Raw genomic sequence first — 17,496 nt, 5'->3', positions numbered from 1 at the left:
ACTAAAGAATTGTTTCTTTCATGATGCGGAACGTTTGACCTTTATCGTCAATATCGCAATCGGTATCGATCGTAATGCCGTAGTTAGAATCTCTTTGGTATAAAGTTGACTCATTCTCATTAATTGACCAACTACTGCCATACATATTGAGATAGGCGCGCGAAACCGTCACCGCATTGCCGAATACCAGTTTTTGGTCAACACAAGTATTCCAATCAGCAGTGTAGTTTTCTTGCCACGTCTCATAGCTCTTTAGGTCGTAAACTCGGTACAGGTCTTCACCCCAAATTTCAGCAGCGTTCTTTACATGCCAAAATTCTGCAGATGGAGCATCTCTGTAATACCCAGCTTCTCCCACAGCTTTTGTATTAATAGTCTGGACAACCGAGTGGCCGATATCATTGCCTTCATCAACCGAGGTGTAATTCAACATATTGTGTGTCTGACTCGATTCTTTAGTTTGGCTAAAACCAAAGCCAACACCCAGACCAGCAGACGGACCATCTGATTTGCTCGCTTCAAAAGAGCCAGTAATATCGAAACTAAAAGACGTACTCTCAGCTAACGAAATCTCTTTGTTCAAATTACTCGAACTTGGAAAGCTTTGCTGGTTCACAAACAGATTTCCATGTCGTCTTTGAGGGAGACAGTAATCGTTGTTTTTATCGTTTTCACACTCTTCAGACAAGTACTTCCAAGTCAGCCTTGATTGCTCTTTCGCATTATTAGGAGCCTCATCAACGGCTTTCTTGTGAGCCCAATTGTAGGCATTGTCACCTGACATGAAATTAAATTGAGAATTACCATGGAAGATCTGACCTAAGTATCCTTCTGGGTAATAAAAGTGTGGCGCAACTTTCTCATCTTCCCACTCGAAAAAATAGCCTCCGTCGGCAAGGGTTTGACGCGTGACATTCATGCTACCGTCAACCGCCATAATATAGTTAGTCTTATTTGACTGAGAAAACATCAACAAATCGATGGTACGTGCGACATCAACCTGTTCATGAATTTTGTACTTCTCCTTACCATAGCTATAAGCACCATTCTGAGAAGTGATAATAAATTGCTCTTCAATTTGACCATCTTCTATTCTGGCATGCTGACAGAGGTTCGCAATTTTTCCAGGTAAACCCTGCTGCTCTAGGTGATTGTTAATGTATTCTACTTTGGCATTAAAGATATCACAGGCTGTCGCAGGATCATCGTACGCAACATACTCATCAGCCCCTTTGAAGTAGGCATCATCAATCCCAGGGATAGGAGATGCATTAACATAGCCAGATAACATAGAGACTGTTATCAAGCTTAAACTGAAGTGTTTTAATTTCATCACTCGTTCCTTTTAACTGCATTTGCACCAATATCGATGCCTTTTAAAATTAGCGAGTAAAAAAAATATATTCACAATAAAGTTGTAATAAAAAAATCTATTTATCGTTGAATATACCTGAAAATACCAAATTGGACATTTTATATATCGCAGGAGAAGTTAAGACCGTTCATTTTAGATTCTTCGTCCTTAAACCTCCGATAACAATGGGAAATAAGCCGACCTTGTTCTACACGATACGAGAGGCCTGAATGTCCTATGTTAATTCTCTTCCGCCATATTAGTAGGTCTTCAAGTGAATCTACCTTCTCTATTTGAATTTGTATTTTTTCAAAGTATCCATCAAAGTTCATAATTCAACATCTTACCAAAGCCAAAAACCATACCAACTAGTTTTTATAATTAAGGTACTTATAAAAACCAAATTTCAAAAATTCGGTTAGCCAATCACTAACCAACCGATAATTGAGAGAATTATTTTTTTATAATGTAAAAAGCCACACTAAAGTGGCTTTTTATTTAACGATGGTGACCTCTGGGCTGCATTGATGGCTAATCAACCCCACCGCTTACTATCACCAAACACACTCTAATGTTTCACTATTTACAATAAACCAAATGAGTCAAGTAGTACTGAAAATCAAGTAATTTCAAGAAAAATCAACATTTAGAATATGTTCATTTATAAGTTAGACTCAATTCCCAGTCAGAGAATTCAAAGTTATCCATCTCAATAATGAACAGCCCATTTTCGCTAACTGGCAGCTCCTTAGTCGCTTTGATGTACGTATTTATAGGCTCAAGATATTTGTCCGCTGATGTCCACAAATGATGCGCATGATCATAAATATATACGACATCACCATTCTGGATGCAGCTTTCGGATTCTGTTGGGCGGCTGATCTTCATGAAGTCAGAAGAGTCGTGATCTTCGGTATAATACGTATTACTACTATAGGTCCAGTAGTAATCTTTATAATCATCTTTCCTTGAGATCTGAACATAGTCATTGTCGTGAATACAAGTACCATTATATGGATGCCAGTTATCTAACTTAAACTTAGCGTTGGATTGCTCTCCATCGCGACCGTAGGTAAGCCAGCCATTAGGCACATTTGGATCCGCGTAAACATATTCACCAGTCGATCGATGCTTTAGCCTGATTGAGTTATATGGCTTATTGATTGGACGCACACTATGAATTGGCGTGCTTTCATCTGCATACTCAAACGCAGCGACAGGGAAATGGTCTGAATACTCATAAAAGTAATACGGCTCCTGTGTGCCAGGTAAAGCAACTCTATCCGATGCGATATCTAACACTTGGTTGTGCCAGTTCTTGGGTTGCTTGTGACTACGCTCGACCAGAACATAGTCAAGTAATTGCCCTTTTAGATCAGAATAGTTTGCGTTTGCTAAACCATTTACTGCAGGGTCCCATGAGTAAGGCGCACCGGCGTAATTGGTCGGTTCTGCTACATTTAAGGTCTCGAGCATTGAAGAAAACTCTTGTGACTCTTTTGCTACATTTAGATCACCAGCAATAAAAAACATTTCGTCAGCTGAGCGATTTGCCCCGAAAATATAATTCTCTATTTGTGCAAACTGGTCTTGTCTAACCACAGAGGGAGGAGTTTTGCAGGTATCATCATCAGCTTGAACGTGAGTGCCGATAATATTGTATCTCTCTCCACCTTTATTAATGACGGTATGTATAAAACCTTTTTGAGATGCCCAGTCTGCACCGCACCCATCTCTGAAGATCACTTGTGACTTGTACTCAATCGGATATTTACTGAATACAATCACGCCGCCATCATCAAGAGATGTCGATCGCCAACCTTCAGTGTGATCCCAGCCATTTTTTGTACGGCCTAAGACAGGAGTTAAATATCCAAACTTCTGAGCGAGTGCATCGATAAGTATTTGGCTCGCTTGGTTGTCGAACACTTCGTTAAATATAACCACGTCAGTATCATCAAAAACCGAAGAGTTCGCCAATAACTGTGCTCGTTTATTTGGATTAGTCCCACCAACGAAAACGCCGAGACGATGATCCAGCATATAAACGTTATAATTCATTATCTTGGGGGGTGAGCTGATCTCCTCAGCTAGCGAATTAAGACTGATCAGTATGAGCAAGACTGATATTAGATATTTAGTCATGGTTAGTGCATCTCCTATTAAACTGAGATGCATCCTCCCATAATGACACAATTGATAATAATGAAATAGACCTAAAAAAAATATCAAACCATAGTTAAAATATTAATAGTCATCATAAAAACCTTCAATTGGTAAATCCTCAACTTTTACAGCAACCATTTTCTTTACAGGGCTATTTGAAATGATAAGCATATATTGGTTCGGCAACTCTTCAACAACTTGAACCGATTTAAAAAACGATAGCTTTTTTCGCGCTTCAATATATTTATCATAAACGAGCATGTCGTCATCATGTTCAAAATCAATGTCTCCATGATCAACGCGTTCTTCACGCAAGCTTACATTAAATAGCCCATTACTCTTGCGAATAAATTTTCCTTTTGTGTAAATATCTAAGGTGTTATTGAGTCCAGCTTCTTTTATAATCGTAACCGCCTCAAAATTTTCATCACTGATCACGACGTCCATGTGCTCCGTGGCCATATAGTCACCATCTATTGTCATATAAAGGGTCGTAGAGTTGACCAAGACATTATTTTTCGAACGTAGACTATATGCAATGGAAACCAGCATTAAACAAAGACAACACAGAAGAAAGTAAACACTTTTATTTTTAGTGAACATAGCGACTAAGCTCCGCTTTAACCATACCAACCAGATCATCCGTTGATTGAGGAGATTCAAACAAAACCACTAAATTGACAGGCGGTGCCAGTGGCTTGAGTATTACAATAGATAAACTTTCTTGAGAATGAGCAAGGATCAATCGGCTTAACCTACCTTGTTTAACTTCTTGAGAAACCAAAAGCTTAACGCCTTTTGCAACCAATTTGGCCTCTTCTTCATTATCACAATAGACAGTTAAAGCTTCGCTAGAAAACATTTTAGTCAGTGGAAGCCAGCTCGTTAACTTAGGGGCTTTTGCAGTGAACACCAACGGAAACAATGCCGCAATCGCTATGAATAAGCAGCCTAGAACAATATAGATTTGATTACGTCCGAATGTGAATCGTGTGTTTTTTTCGGAACTCTCTTCAAAGCTCTCAGTCTTACAACTTGGGTCTCCAGCTAATAAGTTGTCTTGGTTATCTGATTTATCATCATCGTCTTCTAGCCACAACACCGCCTCACTTTCGAGTTTATAACCAACCTTAGCGACCGTTTTTAGATACTTTTGTTGCTTCCCATTATCCTCAAGCAAAGTACGTATCGCGCTGATCGATTGTGTCAGTGAGCCTTCAGAGACATGTTTTCCTGGCCAAGCTCTTTTCAACAAATCTTCTTTAGTATTAATTTTTCCAGCGTTTTCACACAACATTAGAATCACAAGATGATCGTGATAGCCGATGCGCTTTTCTTCATTTTTGAGTAAATCAGTCACTAACGGGTGGTCTAAGTGGATTAACCAATCATTTACTTTGTACATAAATTAGCCTTGAAAAATGAATAACCATAATATTTATACAAATATATTTTCCATGGATAAATATTGGGGTTATTTAAAATAATTTTTATATGTCACTTGATTCATTCAACCATTTACCACTAACCGAACGTTAACAGGATTAATTAAATGGTTATTTAAAAAGGCAAAATAAGTAACTTTTTTGTAAACGCAACTATATATAAAAAAAACACCGTCATGAAACAAAAAAAACTAAAATACAGATATTTAAAAATTGATAACTAATTCATAAAAAAATAACAGATAATTACATTGGATTATTAAGAAATATTTAAACTTAGTTCAAAAATTGACTAACAATGACAAGAAATGTCTTTTAATTTTTTTTCTTACTTATAAGCACATCCGGTTATCTACGTTCACTAAAGGTTTCACTTACAACAAATTAATGTTTACAGATTAAGTTTTTGCGCACGTTAGGCTCATTTTAGGCTGACTATATTGGCTATCACCACCATCTCTATCGTGAAACCGATTTCTTAAAAGCTGATGCGTATAAGTCCTAAATCAAAGTAAAACTCCTAGCTTTAAACAAGAAAGATTGACAACATACTCGTTAAAATTGTTAATTTCATGCTCAAGAAAACCATACCCAACAGCCGTTGTACTTCCATGCCGCGAGCGTTTGTCGTAGGTTTTAGCCCAACCGATTTGTTGCGATTACATCTGCTATCCTCTTATTAAGCGTATAAATTTCCATCAGACATACAAAACCACACCGTTCACTGGTTGTTATTAGGTGAGCAAAGCAGGATAATATCGGGATCGGAATCTCAAGAATTAATCCATTATGACCGAATACCTTTTGTTGTTGGTTGGCACAGTGCTGGTCAATAACTTTGTGCTAGTGAAGTTTTTAGGGCTATGTCCTTTCATGGGAGTCTCCAAGAAACTGGAGACTGCGATTGGCATGGGCCTCGCGACGACTTTCGTTCTGACGTTAGCGTCGGTCTCTGCATACCTAGTAGAAACCTACATCCTTACCCCTCTGGGTATTGAATACCTGCGTACCATGAGCTTCATCTTGGTTATCGCGGTGGTTGTTCAATTTACGGAAATGGTGGTTCACAAAACCAGCCCGACTCTTTATCGCCTATTGGGTATCTTCCTACCTCTTATCACTACCAACTGCGCGGTGTTAGGTGTGGCACTTTTGAACATCAATGAAAACCACAACTTCATTCAGTCGATCATCTATGGTTTCGGCGCAGCGGTGGGTTTCTCTCTTGTTCTGATCCTGTTTGCTGCGATGCGTGAGCGTATTGCGGTTGCTGATGTTCCAATGCCATTCAAAGGTGCTTCGATTGCGATGATCACAGCAGGCCTAATGTCTCTGGCATTTATGGGCTTTACTGGGTTGGTGAAATAAGCATGAGTACCATTTTAATTGCGATCATTGCGCTAGCCGTTTTAGCCGCTATTTTTGGCGCTATTTTAGGCTTTGCTTCTATCCGTTTTAAAGTAGAAGCCGATCCTATCGTTGATCAAATCGATACCATTTTACCGCAAACTCAATGTGGCCAATGTGGCTACCCAGGTTGTCGCCCATACGCAGAGGCGATCGCTAACGGAGACAAGATCAACAAATGTCCTCCTGGCGGCCAAGCAACCATTGAGAAGCTAGCAGACTTAATGGGCGTAGAAGTTGAAGATTCCGCTCACGACTTAGATAACAAAGTAAAAACTGTTGCTTTCATTCATGAAGACATGTGTATCGGTTGTACTAAGTGTATTCAAGCTTGCCCTGTCGACGCTATTGTTGGCGGTACCAAGGCTCTGCACACAGTAATCAAAGACGAATGTACAGGTTGTGACTTATGTGTCGCACCGTGCCCTACTGACTGTATCGAAATGATTCCAGTGGCAACAACGACTGAAAATTGGAAATGGCAGATGAACATCATTCCTGTTACTGACATCACTAACCAAGCGACTGATGCGACTGCGTCAGAGCCTAAGGCATAGGGTTAGTATGATCTCTTTAATTGAACAAATTCGCACGGGCTCTATTTGGAACTTTCCGGGCGGCGTGCACCCTGCTGAAAACAAGAAACAGTCCAATACCACTGACATCGTTCATGCCAGACTTCCCGAGGAAATCGTTCTTCCTGTAAAACAACACATCGGTAAGCCAGGTAACTTATTGGTTGCTGCGGGTGACACCGTGCTAAAAGGCCAACAACTTACTGCCTTAGATACTGGTTTTACGTTACCTGTACACGCACCAACGTCAGGTGTGATTACCGCTATCGAACCAAGAACTACCGCTCACCCTTCAGGCTTGAGCGAAATGTGCGTAGTTATTAAACCTGATGGCTTAGACACTTGGATTGAAAAAAATCCAGTTGAAGATTTCTCGACAAAGACTTCTGACGAACTGCTTGATGTGATTCGCCAAGCCGGTATTTCAGGCATGGGCGGCGCAGGCTTCCCTACGGCTAAGAAGCTTCAATCAGGCCTTGGTCGTACCGACATTTTGATCGTCAACGCTGCGGAATGTGAACCTTACATCACCTCTGATGACAAGTTGCTTCAAGAACATGCCGACGAAGTATTAAAAGGCATCGAAGTCGTTGAACACATCCTTCAGCCAAAGCTGACGGTTATCGGTATTGAAGACAACAAGCCAAACGCGATAAAAGCGCTTGAGATTGCAGCGAAAGACAAAGATATCGTCATTCGTGTTATCCCAACTAAGTATCCTTCTGGTGGTGAGAAACAGCTGATCAAGATCCTCACCAACAAAGAGGTTCCGGCTGGCGGCATTCCTGCAGACATTGGTGTTTTGGTTCAAAACGTCGGCTCGCTTTACTCAATTAAGAGAGCGGTAATCGACGGTGAACCAGTGGTCAACCGCGTGGTGACTTTAACCGGTAAAACCTTTAAGCAACCTCGTAACGTGTGGGCACTATTAGGTACACCAGTACACGAGTTACTAGAAGAGTTTGGCTACAAAGCGGATAAAAAACTGCCACGTTTGATTTTGGGCGGCCCGATGATGGGCTTTACCTTGCCGCATGCCAATGTGCCAATCACTAAAACGTCGAACTGTATTTTAGCGCCAACGCGTCGTGAGATCTCACCAAGCACTTACGAGATGGAATGTATTCGTTGCAGCGCGTGTGCTGAAGCTTGTCCTGCGTCTCTACTTCCTCAGCAACTGCAATGGCATGCCAAAGCCAACGAGTTGGATAAGTGTGAAGAGCTGAATATTAAAGACTGTATTGAATGTGGTGCTTGTGCGTTTGTCTGCCCAAGTGAAATCCCTCTTGTTCAGTACTATCGCCAAGCGAAAGCCGAAATCAAAACTCGAAAAGATGAAGCCGCTGCTGCAGAGCGCGCCAAGATTCGTTTCGAAGAGAAAAACGCTCGTATGGAGCGTGACAAAGCAGAACGTGAAAACCGCTTCAAGAAAGCTGCTGACAACCGTCGTAAAGATATGAAGTCTGCGGATGGGGATGATGCGATTGCAGCTGCAATTGCTCGCGTTAAAGCGCAAAAAGCTGCGGCAGACCAAGCTCCTAATACGGAATCCGCAGTGAAACCTGCGGTAGCCGCTGCAATTGCGAAGGCAAAAGCGAAACAAGCTGCGGCTCAGAAAGCGGATAGCACTGAACCTGACAATTCTGAAATGTCAAAACTGCGCGAAGAGCGTAAACGACAAGCTAGAGAACGCAAAGCACAACAAGCTTCAGCTGAGACTCAAGCCGAAAACTCTGGTGATGGCAAGAAAGATGCCGTTGCTGCGGCCATTGCTCGTGCTAAAGCCAAGAAAGCACAACAAGCGGAATCTGCTGCTGACGCTCCGGTTGAAAGCTCTGGCGATGCCAAGAAAGATGCGGTCGCTGCCGCTATTGCGCGCGCCAAAGCGAAGAAAGCTCAACAAGCGGAATCTGCTGCTGATGCTACAGCTGAAAGTTCTGGCGACGCCAAGAAAGACGCAGTCGCTGCCGCAATAGCTCGCGCTAAAGCGAAGAAAGCTCAGCAAGCGGAATCAGCTTCTGACGCTCCTGCTGAAAACTCTGGCGATGCCAAGAAAGATGCGGTCGCTGCCGCTATTGCGCGCGCCAAGGCGAAGAAAGCTCAACAAGCTGAATCGGCTGTTGACGCTCCAGCTGAAAGCTCTGGCGATGCTAAGAAAGACGCAGTTGCTGCGGCCATTGCTCGTGCTAAAGCCAGGAAAGCTCAACAAGCGGAGTCAGCTTCTGATGCTCCGGCTGAAAGTACTGGCGATGCCAAGAAAGATGCAGTTGCTGCCACTATCGCTCGCGCTAAAGCGAAGAAAGCGCAACAAGCTGAAGCCGTTACTCAAACAGAAAGTGAAACTCCGGTTGAAAGCTCTGGCGACGCTAAGAAAGACGCCGTTGCTGCAGCTATCGCTCGTGCCAAAGCGAAGAAGGCGCAGCAAGCGAAACAGGCTGAGACAGTAGAAACTCCTAAGCCAGTACTCGAAGTGGTAGCTGAAACTCAACCAGAAGCTGTCGATCCTAAGAAAGCTGCTGTTGCTGCCGCTATCGCACGCGCTAAAGCGAAGAAAGCACAGCAAGCTAAGCAGGTCGAAGCTCAAGAAGTCGCTCCCGAACCTGTGGCTGAACCTTTAGTTGAAAAAGAGACTGTGGTTGAAGCTGAGGCTCAATCAGAACCCGCCGACCCTAAGAAAGCAGCCATTGCTGCCGCAATTGCTCGTGCTAAAGCAAGAAAAGCGCAGCAAGAGCAAGATAAAAAGAACAATGAGGAGAAAGAGTAGTGGCCTTCTTTATCGCCAGCTCACCGCACGCACACAATCGTAGAAGCACCCCAGATCTCATGAAATGGGTGGCTATTTGTGCATTGCCAGGTCTACTAGCTCAAACCTACTTCTTTGGATGGGGTACGCTCATCCAGTTAGTATTTGCTATCGCACTTGCTGTTACCTTTGAAGCAGCCGTAATGCTGTTGAGAAAACGTCCACCAGTAATGGCGCTACGTGATTACAGTGCTGTTGTTACTGCTTGGCTACTCAGTGTCGCTATTCCTCCACACTCACCGTGGTGGGTTCTAGTGATAGGTATGTTCTTCGCAATTATCATCGCTAAGCACCTATATGGCGGCCTTGGGCAAAATCCATTTAACCCAGCGATGGTCGCTTACGTTGTTTTGTTGATCTCATTCCCTGTTCAAATGACCAGTTGGAATGCACCGAGCAGTTTAACAGCTGAAGCAACAAGTTTTGTTGACTCATTTTTGATGATCTTTACAGGCTTCAACAATGAGGGGCTGTCTCTACAGCAAGCTCGTTTAGGTATAGATGGCACCACAATGGCGACGCCGCTTGATGCATTTAAAACCGCATTAACGGCAGGCAACACCGCTTCTGAAGCTCTGTCTCAACCGCAATTCAGCTGGCTAGCTGGCGTGGGTTGGGAGTGGGTGAACCTTGCCTACCTAATTGGTGGCTTGGTACTTATTAAGCAACGCGTGATTCAATGGCATATTCCTGTGGCTTTCATCGGCAGCCTTGCGCTGTTTAGCCTAGTGTTCTTAATCTTAACTCCAGGTGAAACTGCTTCTCCAACCATTCATCTATTGTCTGGTGCGACTATGCTAGGCGCATTTTTCATTGCGACCGACCCAGTTTCAGCATCAACAACAGTGAAAGGTCGCTTAGTGTTTGGCGCTCTGATCGGCGGTTTGGTATTTATCATCCGCAGTTGGGGTGGTTTCCCTGATGGCGTGGCGTTTGCTGTATTGTTAGCCAACATGTGTGTTCCACTGATTGACTACTACACCAAACCTCGTACATACGGTCACTAAGGAGCGGATGCCATGCTAAATGCAATTAAGAAAAACGGCCTTGTACTCGCGATTTTTGCGTGTGCATCGACAGGTTTAGTGGCGGTAACCCACTACCTAACAAAAGATCAGATCAAACAGCAAGAACAAGCTCAGTTACTGTCTGTTCTTAACCAAGTGATCCCGCACGATCTTCACGACAACGAACTGTTTTCGTCTTGTACTTTAGTACAAGCAGAAGAGCTTGGTACTGAGCAAGCGATGCCAGCTTACATCGCTAAACTTAACGGTGAGCCAAGCGCGATTGCGATCGAAGCGATTGCACCAGACGGCTACAATGGCGCGATTAAAGTCATTGTTGGAATGAAGATCGACGGTACTATTTTAGGTACTCGTGTGCTTTCTCACCAAGAAACTCCAGGTTTGGGTGATAAGATTGATTTGCGTGTAAGTGATTGGATTCTTTCGTTTGCAGGCAAACAAGTAACAGATTCTAATCTTGACCGTTGGAAGGTTCGTAAAGACGGTGGTGACTTTGACCAGTTTACTGGCGCGACCATTACTCCTAGAGCGGTCGTGAAATCTGTCAAACAAGCGGTTCAGTACGTTAACCAAAACAACCAAGCATTGCTTGCTCAACCTCTAAATTGTGGTGGTGAATAATGAGTGACCATAAAACACTGATCAAAAATGGCATGTGGGCCAATAACCCCGCCCTAGTGCAACTTCTTGGGTTATGTCCACTGCTGGCTGTATCGTCAACAGTCACTAACGCGCTTGGGCTCGGCATTGCTACCTTACTTGTACTGGTCGGCTCAAACGTTTCTGTTTCTTTGGTTCGTAACCATGTACCAAAAGAAGTGCGTATCCCAGTATTCGTAATGATCATTGCATCGCTAGTAACGTGTGTTCAACTACTGATGAACGCATACGCCTATGGGCTTTACCTATCTTTGGGTATATTTATCCCGCTGATCGTAACCAACTGTATAATCATCGGTCGTGCAGAGGCCTTCGCTTCAAAAAATGAAGTGCTACCAGCGGCTCAAGATGGTTTTTGGATGGGTCTAGGCATGACATCAGTATTGGTCGTGTTAGGTGCGATGCGTGAGATTATTGGTAACGGGACCCTATTTGATGGCGCAGACCTGCTGCTTGGTGACTGGGCTTCTGTGTTACGAATCCAGATATTCCAATTTGATAACAGCTTCTTGTTAGCCCTGCTTCCACCGGGTGCCTTTATTGGTGTTGGTTTCTTAATTGCTTTGAAAAACATCATCGATAACCAAGCAAAATCTAGACAACCAAAACAAGAGAAACCAGTCATTGAACGCGCTCGCGTTACCAATGCCTAATAAGTTAAATTAGCTTAAACTCCGCTGATCTAGCTCAATCACTCAGCGGGGAAAATCAGATCTAAACATTATATATAATAATGACGCTCATAAGAGCGCGTAACCGATGATAAAGAAGAAGCAATCCAAGCTTCATGCCCTAACTATTTGAAAGTAATGTCGCTATGAACAATGTAAAACGAGTAGAAATACTTGAGCGTTTAAGAGAAAACAACCCAAAACCAGAAACCGAGCTTAACTGGAACAGCCCTTTCGAGTTGCTGATCGCTGTGCTGTTATCTGCGCAAGCAACCGATGTCAGCGTCAACAAAGCCACGGATAAGCTTTACCCTGTGGCTAATACTCCACAAGCAATTTTCGACTTAGGTGTTGATGGCTTAAAAGAGTACATCAAAACTATCGGCTTATTTAACTCAAAAGCAGAAAACACTATCAAAACGTGTCGTATGCTGCTTGACCTACACAATGGTGAAGTACCGGAAGATCGCGCTGCATTAGAAGCCCTTCCAGGCGTTGGTCGTAAAACAGCAAACGTAGTATTGAACACAGCCTTTGGTTGGCCAACCATTGCCGTTGATACACACATCTATCGTGTATCAAACCGCACTAAGTTAGCGATGGGTAAAACCGTCGACGATGTCGAGGCAAAGCTGCTCAAAGTTATTCCCAAAGAATTCAAACTGGATGTCCACCATTGGCTCATTCTTCATGGTCGTTACACCTGTGTCGCGCGTAAACCACGCTGTGGCAGCTGTATCATTGAAGACTTGTGTGAGTTCAAAGAGAAAACGGACGTCTAGGCTCATAAGCTGTTAGCCCTAAGCGAAAGAAGCTAACAAGCCTATTGGCCAAAAAAGCACCGCGTTTATCCTGCGGCATAAAACAGAATTACAAAAACGTATACATAATTAAAGCTAGGAGCAAATCATGTCAAACGGTCGTATTTTACACACCATGCTACGCGTTGGTGATCTAGACAAGTCTATCGAGTTCTACACCAATGTAATGGGCATGCAGCTATTACGTAAGAACGAAAACAAAGAGTACGAATACACACTGGCTTTCGTTGGCTTTGGTGACGAATCTCAAGGTGCTGTGATTGAGCTGACTTACAACTGGGGCACGACTGAATATGACCTTGGCTCAGCTTTTGGTCACGTTGCTATCGGTGTTGATGACATCTACACAACGTGTGATGCGATTAAAGCAGCAGGCGGTAATGTGACACGTGAAGCTGGCCCGGTTAAAGGCGGCTCTACTCACATCGCATTCGTTAAAGATCCTGACGGTTACATGATTGAGCTTATTCAGAACAAACAAGCAAGTGCCGGTCTAGAAGGTTAATTCCTCAACCTCTTTGCGAATTTGGGCTTGAACGCCTGATGAAATGAAAAAAAGAAGTGAGCACTGTGCTCGCTTCTTTTTTATGTTTCCACGCACGAACAATACCCTTCACCAATTATTATTAACAATCTCACCAATGAAACTTTACATGATAATGATTATCATTTAAATTAAACACCTATTGATTAGTGAGGTAACACAATGATTAGCGAATGGGAAAAACACACGTTACTTGCCGATACTGCATTGCAGCTCGACGATCCTGTACGAAGTATTCTCCACTATCAGCAAGCATTGAACTTGAGCGAAGAAATCACTGAGCGTACCGATATTCAGGCTGACGAACGCCTACTGATCTCTGTGATCTCTTGCCACAATCTCGCGCAATTCTGGCGATGGGCTGGTGATACCGAATACGAGCTCAAGTATCTTCAATTGGCTTCAGAAAAAGTGCTGACACTGATCCCGCAGTGCCCAAACACTCAATGTTCCAGCTTTATCGATTCTATTGGTTGCTGTAAGAAAGCGCTGATCGATTTCATGAAACGCCATCCCAATCCTAAAATTGCTTCTATGGTAGAAAAGATCGATACCGCGACCAACTGTGAAATGATCGCTCGTTTCCGCTTGAACTAAACGAGTTGCGTTTAGACAATGGCTCCAAATTTTAAAGACAAAAAAGCCCGTCATTACGACGGGCTATCTGATTTCAAAACAAGCAATTATTCTGCTTAAACCTGCGTACGACCTAAAGAGATAACAACGCGTCGGTTCTTGTCTTTACCAATTGGCGAATTGTTGTCTGCAATCGGGCGACGTTTACCATAGCCCTGAACTTGGATACGATCTTCTGGCAAGCCTAAAGATTTGAAGTACTCTCTTAACGATTCCGCTCTGCGCTCTGAAAGGTTTTGGCTAATACCTTTGCTGTCGACAGAATCGGTGTACGTTGCCACCAGCACAAGATCGATGTCTTGGTTATAGCGAACGTAATCGGCGATCTGGCTCAGCCTTTTGCGCGACGACTTGTTCAGCTGATCACTGTTACGGTCATAGTGCAAAATAGTGAAAGAGATATCTTCAAAGCTGTAAGGCAGCAGGTTAGCAACACAGTCACTGAACACATTGTATTTTTCTTGGAATAACACCGATGACAGCGACACTTCGATTCGCTGGTCGCGGCTCTGCCACTCTTGGTAACTGAATGTCGGGTAGCGCCCTTTCTCCAACTCACTCAAGATTCCCCACGCCGTTTGACCGCCAACGTAGCCATCAAATTGTTGGAAGAACTTAATGGTTGTCATGCGATCAGCACTTTCACCCGGACGCCAAGGTGGCGGCATCGAAATCAAGCTGACATTACGCGTAGCACCCATCGGGCGACGCATTTTAAGCTCAAAGTCCAAAATGATTTTTTTACTCGCGCGAGATGAGAACTCAGCATCACCAAAATTTGGGATAGGGTGAACCAAGCGGCATTCGAGTGGCGTGTTGGCCACCATCTCCCACGTTGACTGTTGAGGAGATGCTCCGTAACGCTTTTCTTGTGCCATTACTGGTGACGACATAAGTAGCGAAAATAGCATTGAACCTGTTATGAGTTGTTTCTTCATAAAGTGGAGTATCTCTTAAGCAATTCGTTTAACAATGCAGCCAATTGCCGCATTTTTCTCTCACGTTTAAATATGCAATTATCAAGCCGCAATGGATTAGGTAATTTATGATTTATTGCCCTTCCCTAGTTTTTATCACTGCTATTATCTGCAATAATGCAGCCTTAATCACACTTATTTGGGCTAACATGACTGTAGAAAACGAAGCTCTGACCCTAAAAAAACGCTTTCGTGGCTATTTTCCAGTGGTCATCGACGTGGAAACCGCAGGGTTTAACGCTGAAACCGATGCATTATTAGAAATCTGTGCCATTACGTTAAAAATGGATGAGAACGGAGATCTGCACCCTGCATCAACGCTTCATTTTCACATTGAGCCTTTTGAAGGCGCAAATATAGAGCAGGCAGCATTAGACTTTAACGGAATTAAAGACCCATTTAGCCCATTACGTGGTGCTGTGTCGGAACAAGAAGCCCTTAAAGAAATCTACAAGCTAGTGAGAAAAGAACAAAAAGCTTCAGATTGCAGTCGCGCAATCATGGTTGCTCACAACGCTACATTCGATTTGAACTTCGTTAATGCGGCAAGTGAGCGCTGTAAGCTTAAACGCGTCCCTTTCCATCCATTTGCTACTTTTGACACTGCAGCTCTTAGTGGTCTTGCCTACGGTCAAACCGTTTTGGCTAAAGCTTGCCGCACTGCAGGGATGGAATTTGACAACAAAGAAGCACACTCTGCTTTGTATGATACGCAAAAAACCACAGAGTTATTTTGCGGCATTGTAAACAAATGGAAAGCCCTTGGTGGTTGGCCTCTTGTTGACGAAGAATAAAAAATAGAGTCGGTAAACGTTCACTCGTATTGCCTTCATAAAAAACACAACATCCCGAGAATAATATGAATCCTGTTGTAATTTCAGTTTGCATCATGCTTGTTTTAGCTTTGATGCGCGTAAACGTAGTCGTTGCTCTCACGTTCAGCGCAATTATCGGTGGCGTAGCCTCTGGTATGGGCTTGAACGACGCAGTCGCGGCTTTCGAAAGTGGATTAGGTGGCGGTGCAACTATCGCACTTAGCTACGCTATGCTTGGTACATTCGCTGTTGCTATCTCACGTTCTGGTATCACAGATCTCCTTGCTCAAAGTGTTATCAAACGCATTCACGGTAAAGAGAACAGTGCAGCATCGACTGGTCTTAAATACGGCATCCTTGCGTCGTTGATCTTAGTGACCATGTCTTCACAAAACGTGATTCCTGTACATATCGCCTTCATCCCAATCTTAATCCCACCTCTACTAGGCGTATTCGCAAAAATGAACCTAGACCGTCGTCTAGTTGCGTGTGTGCTTACTTTTGGTCTGATTACGCCTTACATGGTGTTACCGATTGGTTTTGGCGGCATCTTCCTAAACAACATCCTGCTTAAAAACCTTCACGACAATGGTCTTGAAAACGTTGTAGCGAGCCAAGTACCTATGGCAATGTTGTTACCAGCAGCAGGCATGATCTTCGGCCTTCTTACCGCAGTATTCTTTACTTACCGTAAGCCTCGCCAATACAAAGAAACCTCTCACACTGTTGTTTCAACAGAAGTGAAAGAGATCAACAAGAAGCACATCCTAGTTGCAGCGGCTGGTATCGTAGCAGCGCTAACAGTTCAACTGTCGACGGGTTCTATGATCATCGGTGCTCTAGCGGGCTTCATGGTATTTACCTTCGGTGGCGTCATTGCTTGGAAAGAGACACAAGATGTTTTCACCAAGGGCGTTCATATGATGGCAATGATCGGTTTCATCATGATTGCAGCGGCAGGTTTCGCGGCAGTTATGAAGCAAACGGGTGGCGTTGAATCTCTGGTTGAAGCTCTTTCAACTAGCATCGGTGACAATAAACCACTAGCAGCGCTACTTATGCTAGTGGTTGGTCTACTGGTAACAATGGGCATTGGTTCTTCGTTCTCTACGATTCCAATCCTTGCAACTATCTACGTTCCACTAGCAGCAGCATTTGGTTTCTCACCAATGGCAACGATCGCTCTAGTAGGTACAGCAGCAGCACTTGGTGATGCAGGTTCTCCGGCTTCTGACTCAACATTAGGTCCAACGTCTGGTCTAAATGCTGATGGTCAACATGAGCACGTATGGGAAACCGTAGTACCGACGTTCTTGCACTACAACATCCCACTGATCGTATTCGGTTGGATTGCAGCCATGGTTCTGTAATTAGGTTCTGTAGTTACAGAGTCCTTACGCTATCTTTTATAAAGACCGCCTCGTGCGTAATGCCGATCAGTTAAGAAATTTGTGAGATCATTTGACCGATCCTCAAAAGGCTTCAAAATCCGATATTAGGAAACTAATATCGGATTTTTTTATGTCTTTAGAAAGCCAACTTGCCAATACTTTTCGGTCATGTAATACCTTCCACCACTTTGATAAATACTCTG

General features: G+C 43.4%; 16 protein-coding genes. 11 read left to right on the top strand and 5 right to left on the bottom strand.

The features are described 5' to 3' along the window. Nucleotide 1: 1 nt before the first annotated feature. The 4 genes from CWO08_RS13735 to CWO08_RS13715 all read right to left on the bottom strand — a co-directional run bounded on the left by CWO08_RS13735 (nt 2) and on the right by CWO08_RS13715 (nt 4,880). On the bottom strand, nt 2-1,333 hold the full coding sequence (locus tag CWO08_RS13735) for an excinuclease ABC subunit B (RefSeq protein ID WP_102530173.1): 1,332 nt from the start codon (nt 1,331-1,333) through the stop codon (nt 2-4). Between the two features lie 678 nt (nt 1,334-2,011). Beyond that, the gene (gene sph, locus CWO08_RS13725; protein ID WP_258185352.1) at nt 2,012-3,499 is read right to left on the bottom strand and encodes a sphingomyelin phosphodiesterase; all 1,488 of its coding nucleotides are present in this window, start codon (nt 3,497-3,499) and stop codon (nt 2,012-2,014) included. Between the two features lie 102 nt (nt 3,500-3,601). Beyond that, nucleotides 3,602-4,003 carry a hypothetical protein gene (locus CWO08_RS13720; protein WP_258185351.1) on the bottom strand — a complete coding sequence of 134 codons (402 nt, stop codon included), beginning with the start codon at nt 4,001-4,003 and terminating at the stop codon, nt 3,602-3,604. Nucleotides 4,004-4,112: 109 nt separating this feature from the next. Further along, nucleotides 4,113-4,880 carry a winged helix-turn-helix domain-containing protein gene (locus CWO08_RS13715; protein WP_240699189.1) on the bottom strand — a complete coding sequence of 256 codons (768 nt, stop codon included), beginning with the start codon at nt 4,878-4,880 and terminating at the stop codon, nt 4,113-4,115. An 874-nt stretch (nt 4,881-5,754) separates the two neighbouring features. Here CWO08_RS13715 and rsxA point away from each other — a divergent pair. From rsxA to CWO08_RS13670, 9 genes are all read left to right on the top strand, one after another. After that, nucleotides 5,755-6,333 (top strand): electron transport complex subunit RsxA, encoded by a 579-nt coding sequence (rsxA, locus tag CWO08_RS13710; protein WP_004734039.1) that lies wholly within the window; start codon nt 5,755-5,757, stop codon nt 6,331-6,333. A 2-nt stretch (nt 6,334-6,335) separates the two neighbouring features. Continuing rightward, a complete protein-coding gene (gene rsxB, locus CWO08_RS13705; RefSeq protein WP_017103577.1) occupies nt 6,336-6,929 on the top strand; it encodes an electron transport complex subunit RsxB in 594 nt (197 codons plus the stop codon). A 7-nt stretch (nt 6,930-6,936) separates the two neighbouring features. Next, the gene (rsxC, locus tag CWO08_RS13700; RefSeq protein WP_102530170.1) at nt 6,937-9,711 is read left to right on the top strand and encodes an electron transport complex subunit RsxC; all 2,775 of its coding nucleotides are present in this window, start codon (nt 6,937-6,939) and stop codon (nt 9,709-9,711) included. Further along, the gene (gene rsxD / locus CWO08_RS13695; protein WP_102530169.1) at nt 9,711-10,757 is read left to right on the top strand and encodes an electron transport complex subunit RsxD; all 1,047 of its coding nucleotides are present in this window, start codon (nt 9,711-9,713) and stop codon (nt 10,755-10,757) included. The genes rsxC and rsxD overlap by 1 nt, the downstream gene beginning before the upstream one ends. Before the next feature lie 12 nt (nt 10,758-10,769). After that, nucleotides 10,770-11,399 (top strand): electron transport complex subunit RsxG, encoded by a 630-nt coding sequence (gene rsxG, locus CWO08_RS13690; protein ID WP_048662060.1) that lies wholly within the window; start codon nt 10,770-10,772, stop codon nt 11,397-11,399. Continuing rightward, entirely contained in the window at nt 11,399-12,091 is a 693-nt protein-coding gene (locus tag CWO08_RS13685; protein ID WP_012603531.1) for an electron transport complex subunit E, read from the top strand. Before rsxG ends, CWO08_RS13685 begins: the two co-directional genes overlap by 1 nt. A gap of 164 nt (nt 12,092-12,255) precedes the next feature. Further along, a complete protein-coding gene (nth, locus tag CWO08_RS13680; RefSeq protein ID WP_010437137.1) occupies nt 12,256-12,891 on the top strand; it encodes an endonuclease III in 636 nt (211 codons plus the stop codon). 127 nt (nt 12,892-13,018) lie between these two features. Beyond that, on the top strand, nt 13,019-13,435 hold the full coding sequence (gene gloA, locus CWO08_RS13675) for a lactoylglutathione lyase (RefSeq protein WP_004734046.1): 417 nt from the start codon (nt 13,019-13,021) through the stop codon (nt 13,433-13,435). Nucleotides 13,436-13,636: 201 nt separating this feature from the next. Beyond that, nucleotides 13,637-14,071: a DUF2753 domain-containing protein gene (locus CWO08_RS13670; protein WP_004734047.1), complete on the top strand. Its 435-nt coding sequence runs from the start codon at nt 13,637-13,639 to the stop codon at nt 14,069-14,071. 95 nt (nt 14,072-14,166) lie between these two features. Here CWO08_RS13670 and CWO08_RS13665 read toward each other — a convergent pair whose 3' ends face one another. Next, on the bottom strand, nt 14,167-15,048 hold the full coding sequence (locus tag CWO08_RS13665) for an OmpA family protein (protein WP_004734048.1): 882 nt from the start codon (nt 15,046-15,048) through the stop codon (nt 14,167-14,169). A gap of 188 nt (nt 15,049-15,236) precedes the next feature. Here CWO08_RS13665 and rnt point away from each other — a divergent pair, with 188 nt between their 5' ends. Further along, nucleotides 15,237-15,881 (top strand): ribonuclease T, encoded by a 645-nt coding sequence (gene rnt, locus CWO08_RS13660; protein WP_017061178.1) that lies wholly within the window; start codon nt 15,237-15,239, stop codon nt 15,879-15,881. 65 nt (nt 15,882-15,946) lie between these two features. Continuing rightward, nucleotides 15,947-17,272, top strand: a complete 1,326-nt coding sequence (locus tag CWO08_RS13655) for a Na+/H+ antiporter family protein (protein WP_048659751.1) — start codon at nt 15,947-15,949, stop codon at nt 17,270-17,272. Nucleotides 17,273-17,496 lie beyond the last annotated feature (224 nt).

This window comes from Vibrio sp. 10N.286.48.B8, from assembly GCF_003050085.1.
Classification (GTDB): Bacteria; Pseudomonadota; Gammaproteobacteria; order Enterobacterales; family Vibrionaceae; genus Vibrio; species Vibrio crassostreae.
The sequence above is the reverse complement of the archived record's forward strand: the minus strand, read 5'-3'. Positions and strand labels throughout refer to the sequence as shown.

Bases quoted from the DNA above. Each gene is read 5' to 3' on its own strand.
- CWO08_RS13735 (WP_102530173.1), bottom strand. From the start codon at position 1,333: ATGAAATTAAAACACTTCAGTTTAAGCTTGATAACAGTCTCTATGTTA.
- sph (WP_258185352.1), bottom strand. From the start codon at position 3,499: ATGACTAAATATCTAATATCAGTCTTGCTCATACTGATCAGTCTTAAT.
- CWO08_RS13720 (WP_258185351.1), bottom strand. From the start codon at position 4,003: ATGACAATAGATGGTGACTATATGGCCACGGAGCACATGGACGTCGTG.
- rsxA (WP_004734039.1), top strand. From the start codon at position 5,755: ATGACCGAATACCTTTTGTTGTTGGTTGGCACAGTGCTGGTCAATAAC.
- rsxB (WP_017103577.1), top strand. From the start codon at position 6,336: ATGAGTACCATTTTAATTGCGATCATTGCGCTAGCCGTTTTAGCCGCT.
- rsxC (WP_102530170.1), top strand. From the start codon at position 6,937: ATGATCTCTTTAATTGAACAAATTCGCACGGGCTCTATTTGGAACTTT.
- rsxG (WP_048662060.1), top strand. From the start codon at position 10,770: ATGCTAAATGCAATTAAGAAAAACGGCCTTGTACTCGCGATTTTTGCG.
- CWO08_RS13685 (WP_012603531.1), top strand. From the start codon at position 11,399: ATGAGTGACCATAAAACACTGATCAAAAATGGCATGTGGGCCAATAAC.
- nth (WP_010437137.1), top strand. From the start codon at position 12,256: ATGAACAATGTAAAACGAGTAGAAATACTTGAGCGTTTAAGAGAAAAC.
- gloA (WP_004734046.1), top strand. From the start codon at position 13,019: ATGTCAAACGGTCGTATTTTACACACCATGCTACGCGTTGGTGATCTA.
- CWO08_RS13670 (WP_004734047.1), top strand. From the start codon at position 13,637: ATGATTAGCGAATGGGAAAAACACACGTTACTTGCCGATACTGCATTG.
- CWO08_RS13665 (WP_004734048.1), bottom strand. From the start codon at position 15,048: ATGAAGAAACAACTCATAACAGGTTCAATGCTATTTTCGCTACTTATG.
- rnt (WP_017061178.1), top strand. From the start codon at position 15,237: ATGACTGTAGAAAACGAAGCTCTGACCCTAAAAAAACGCTTTCGTGGC.
- CWO08_RS13655 (WP_048659751.1), top strand. From the start codon at position 15,947: ATGAATCCTGTTGTAATTTCAGTTTGCATCATGCTTGTTTTAGCTTTG.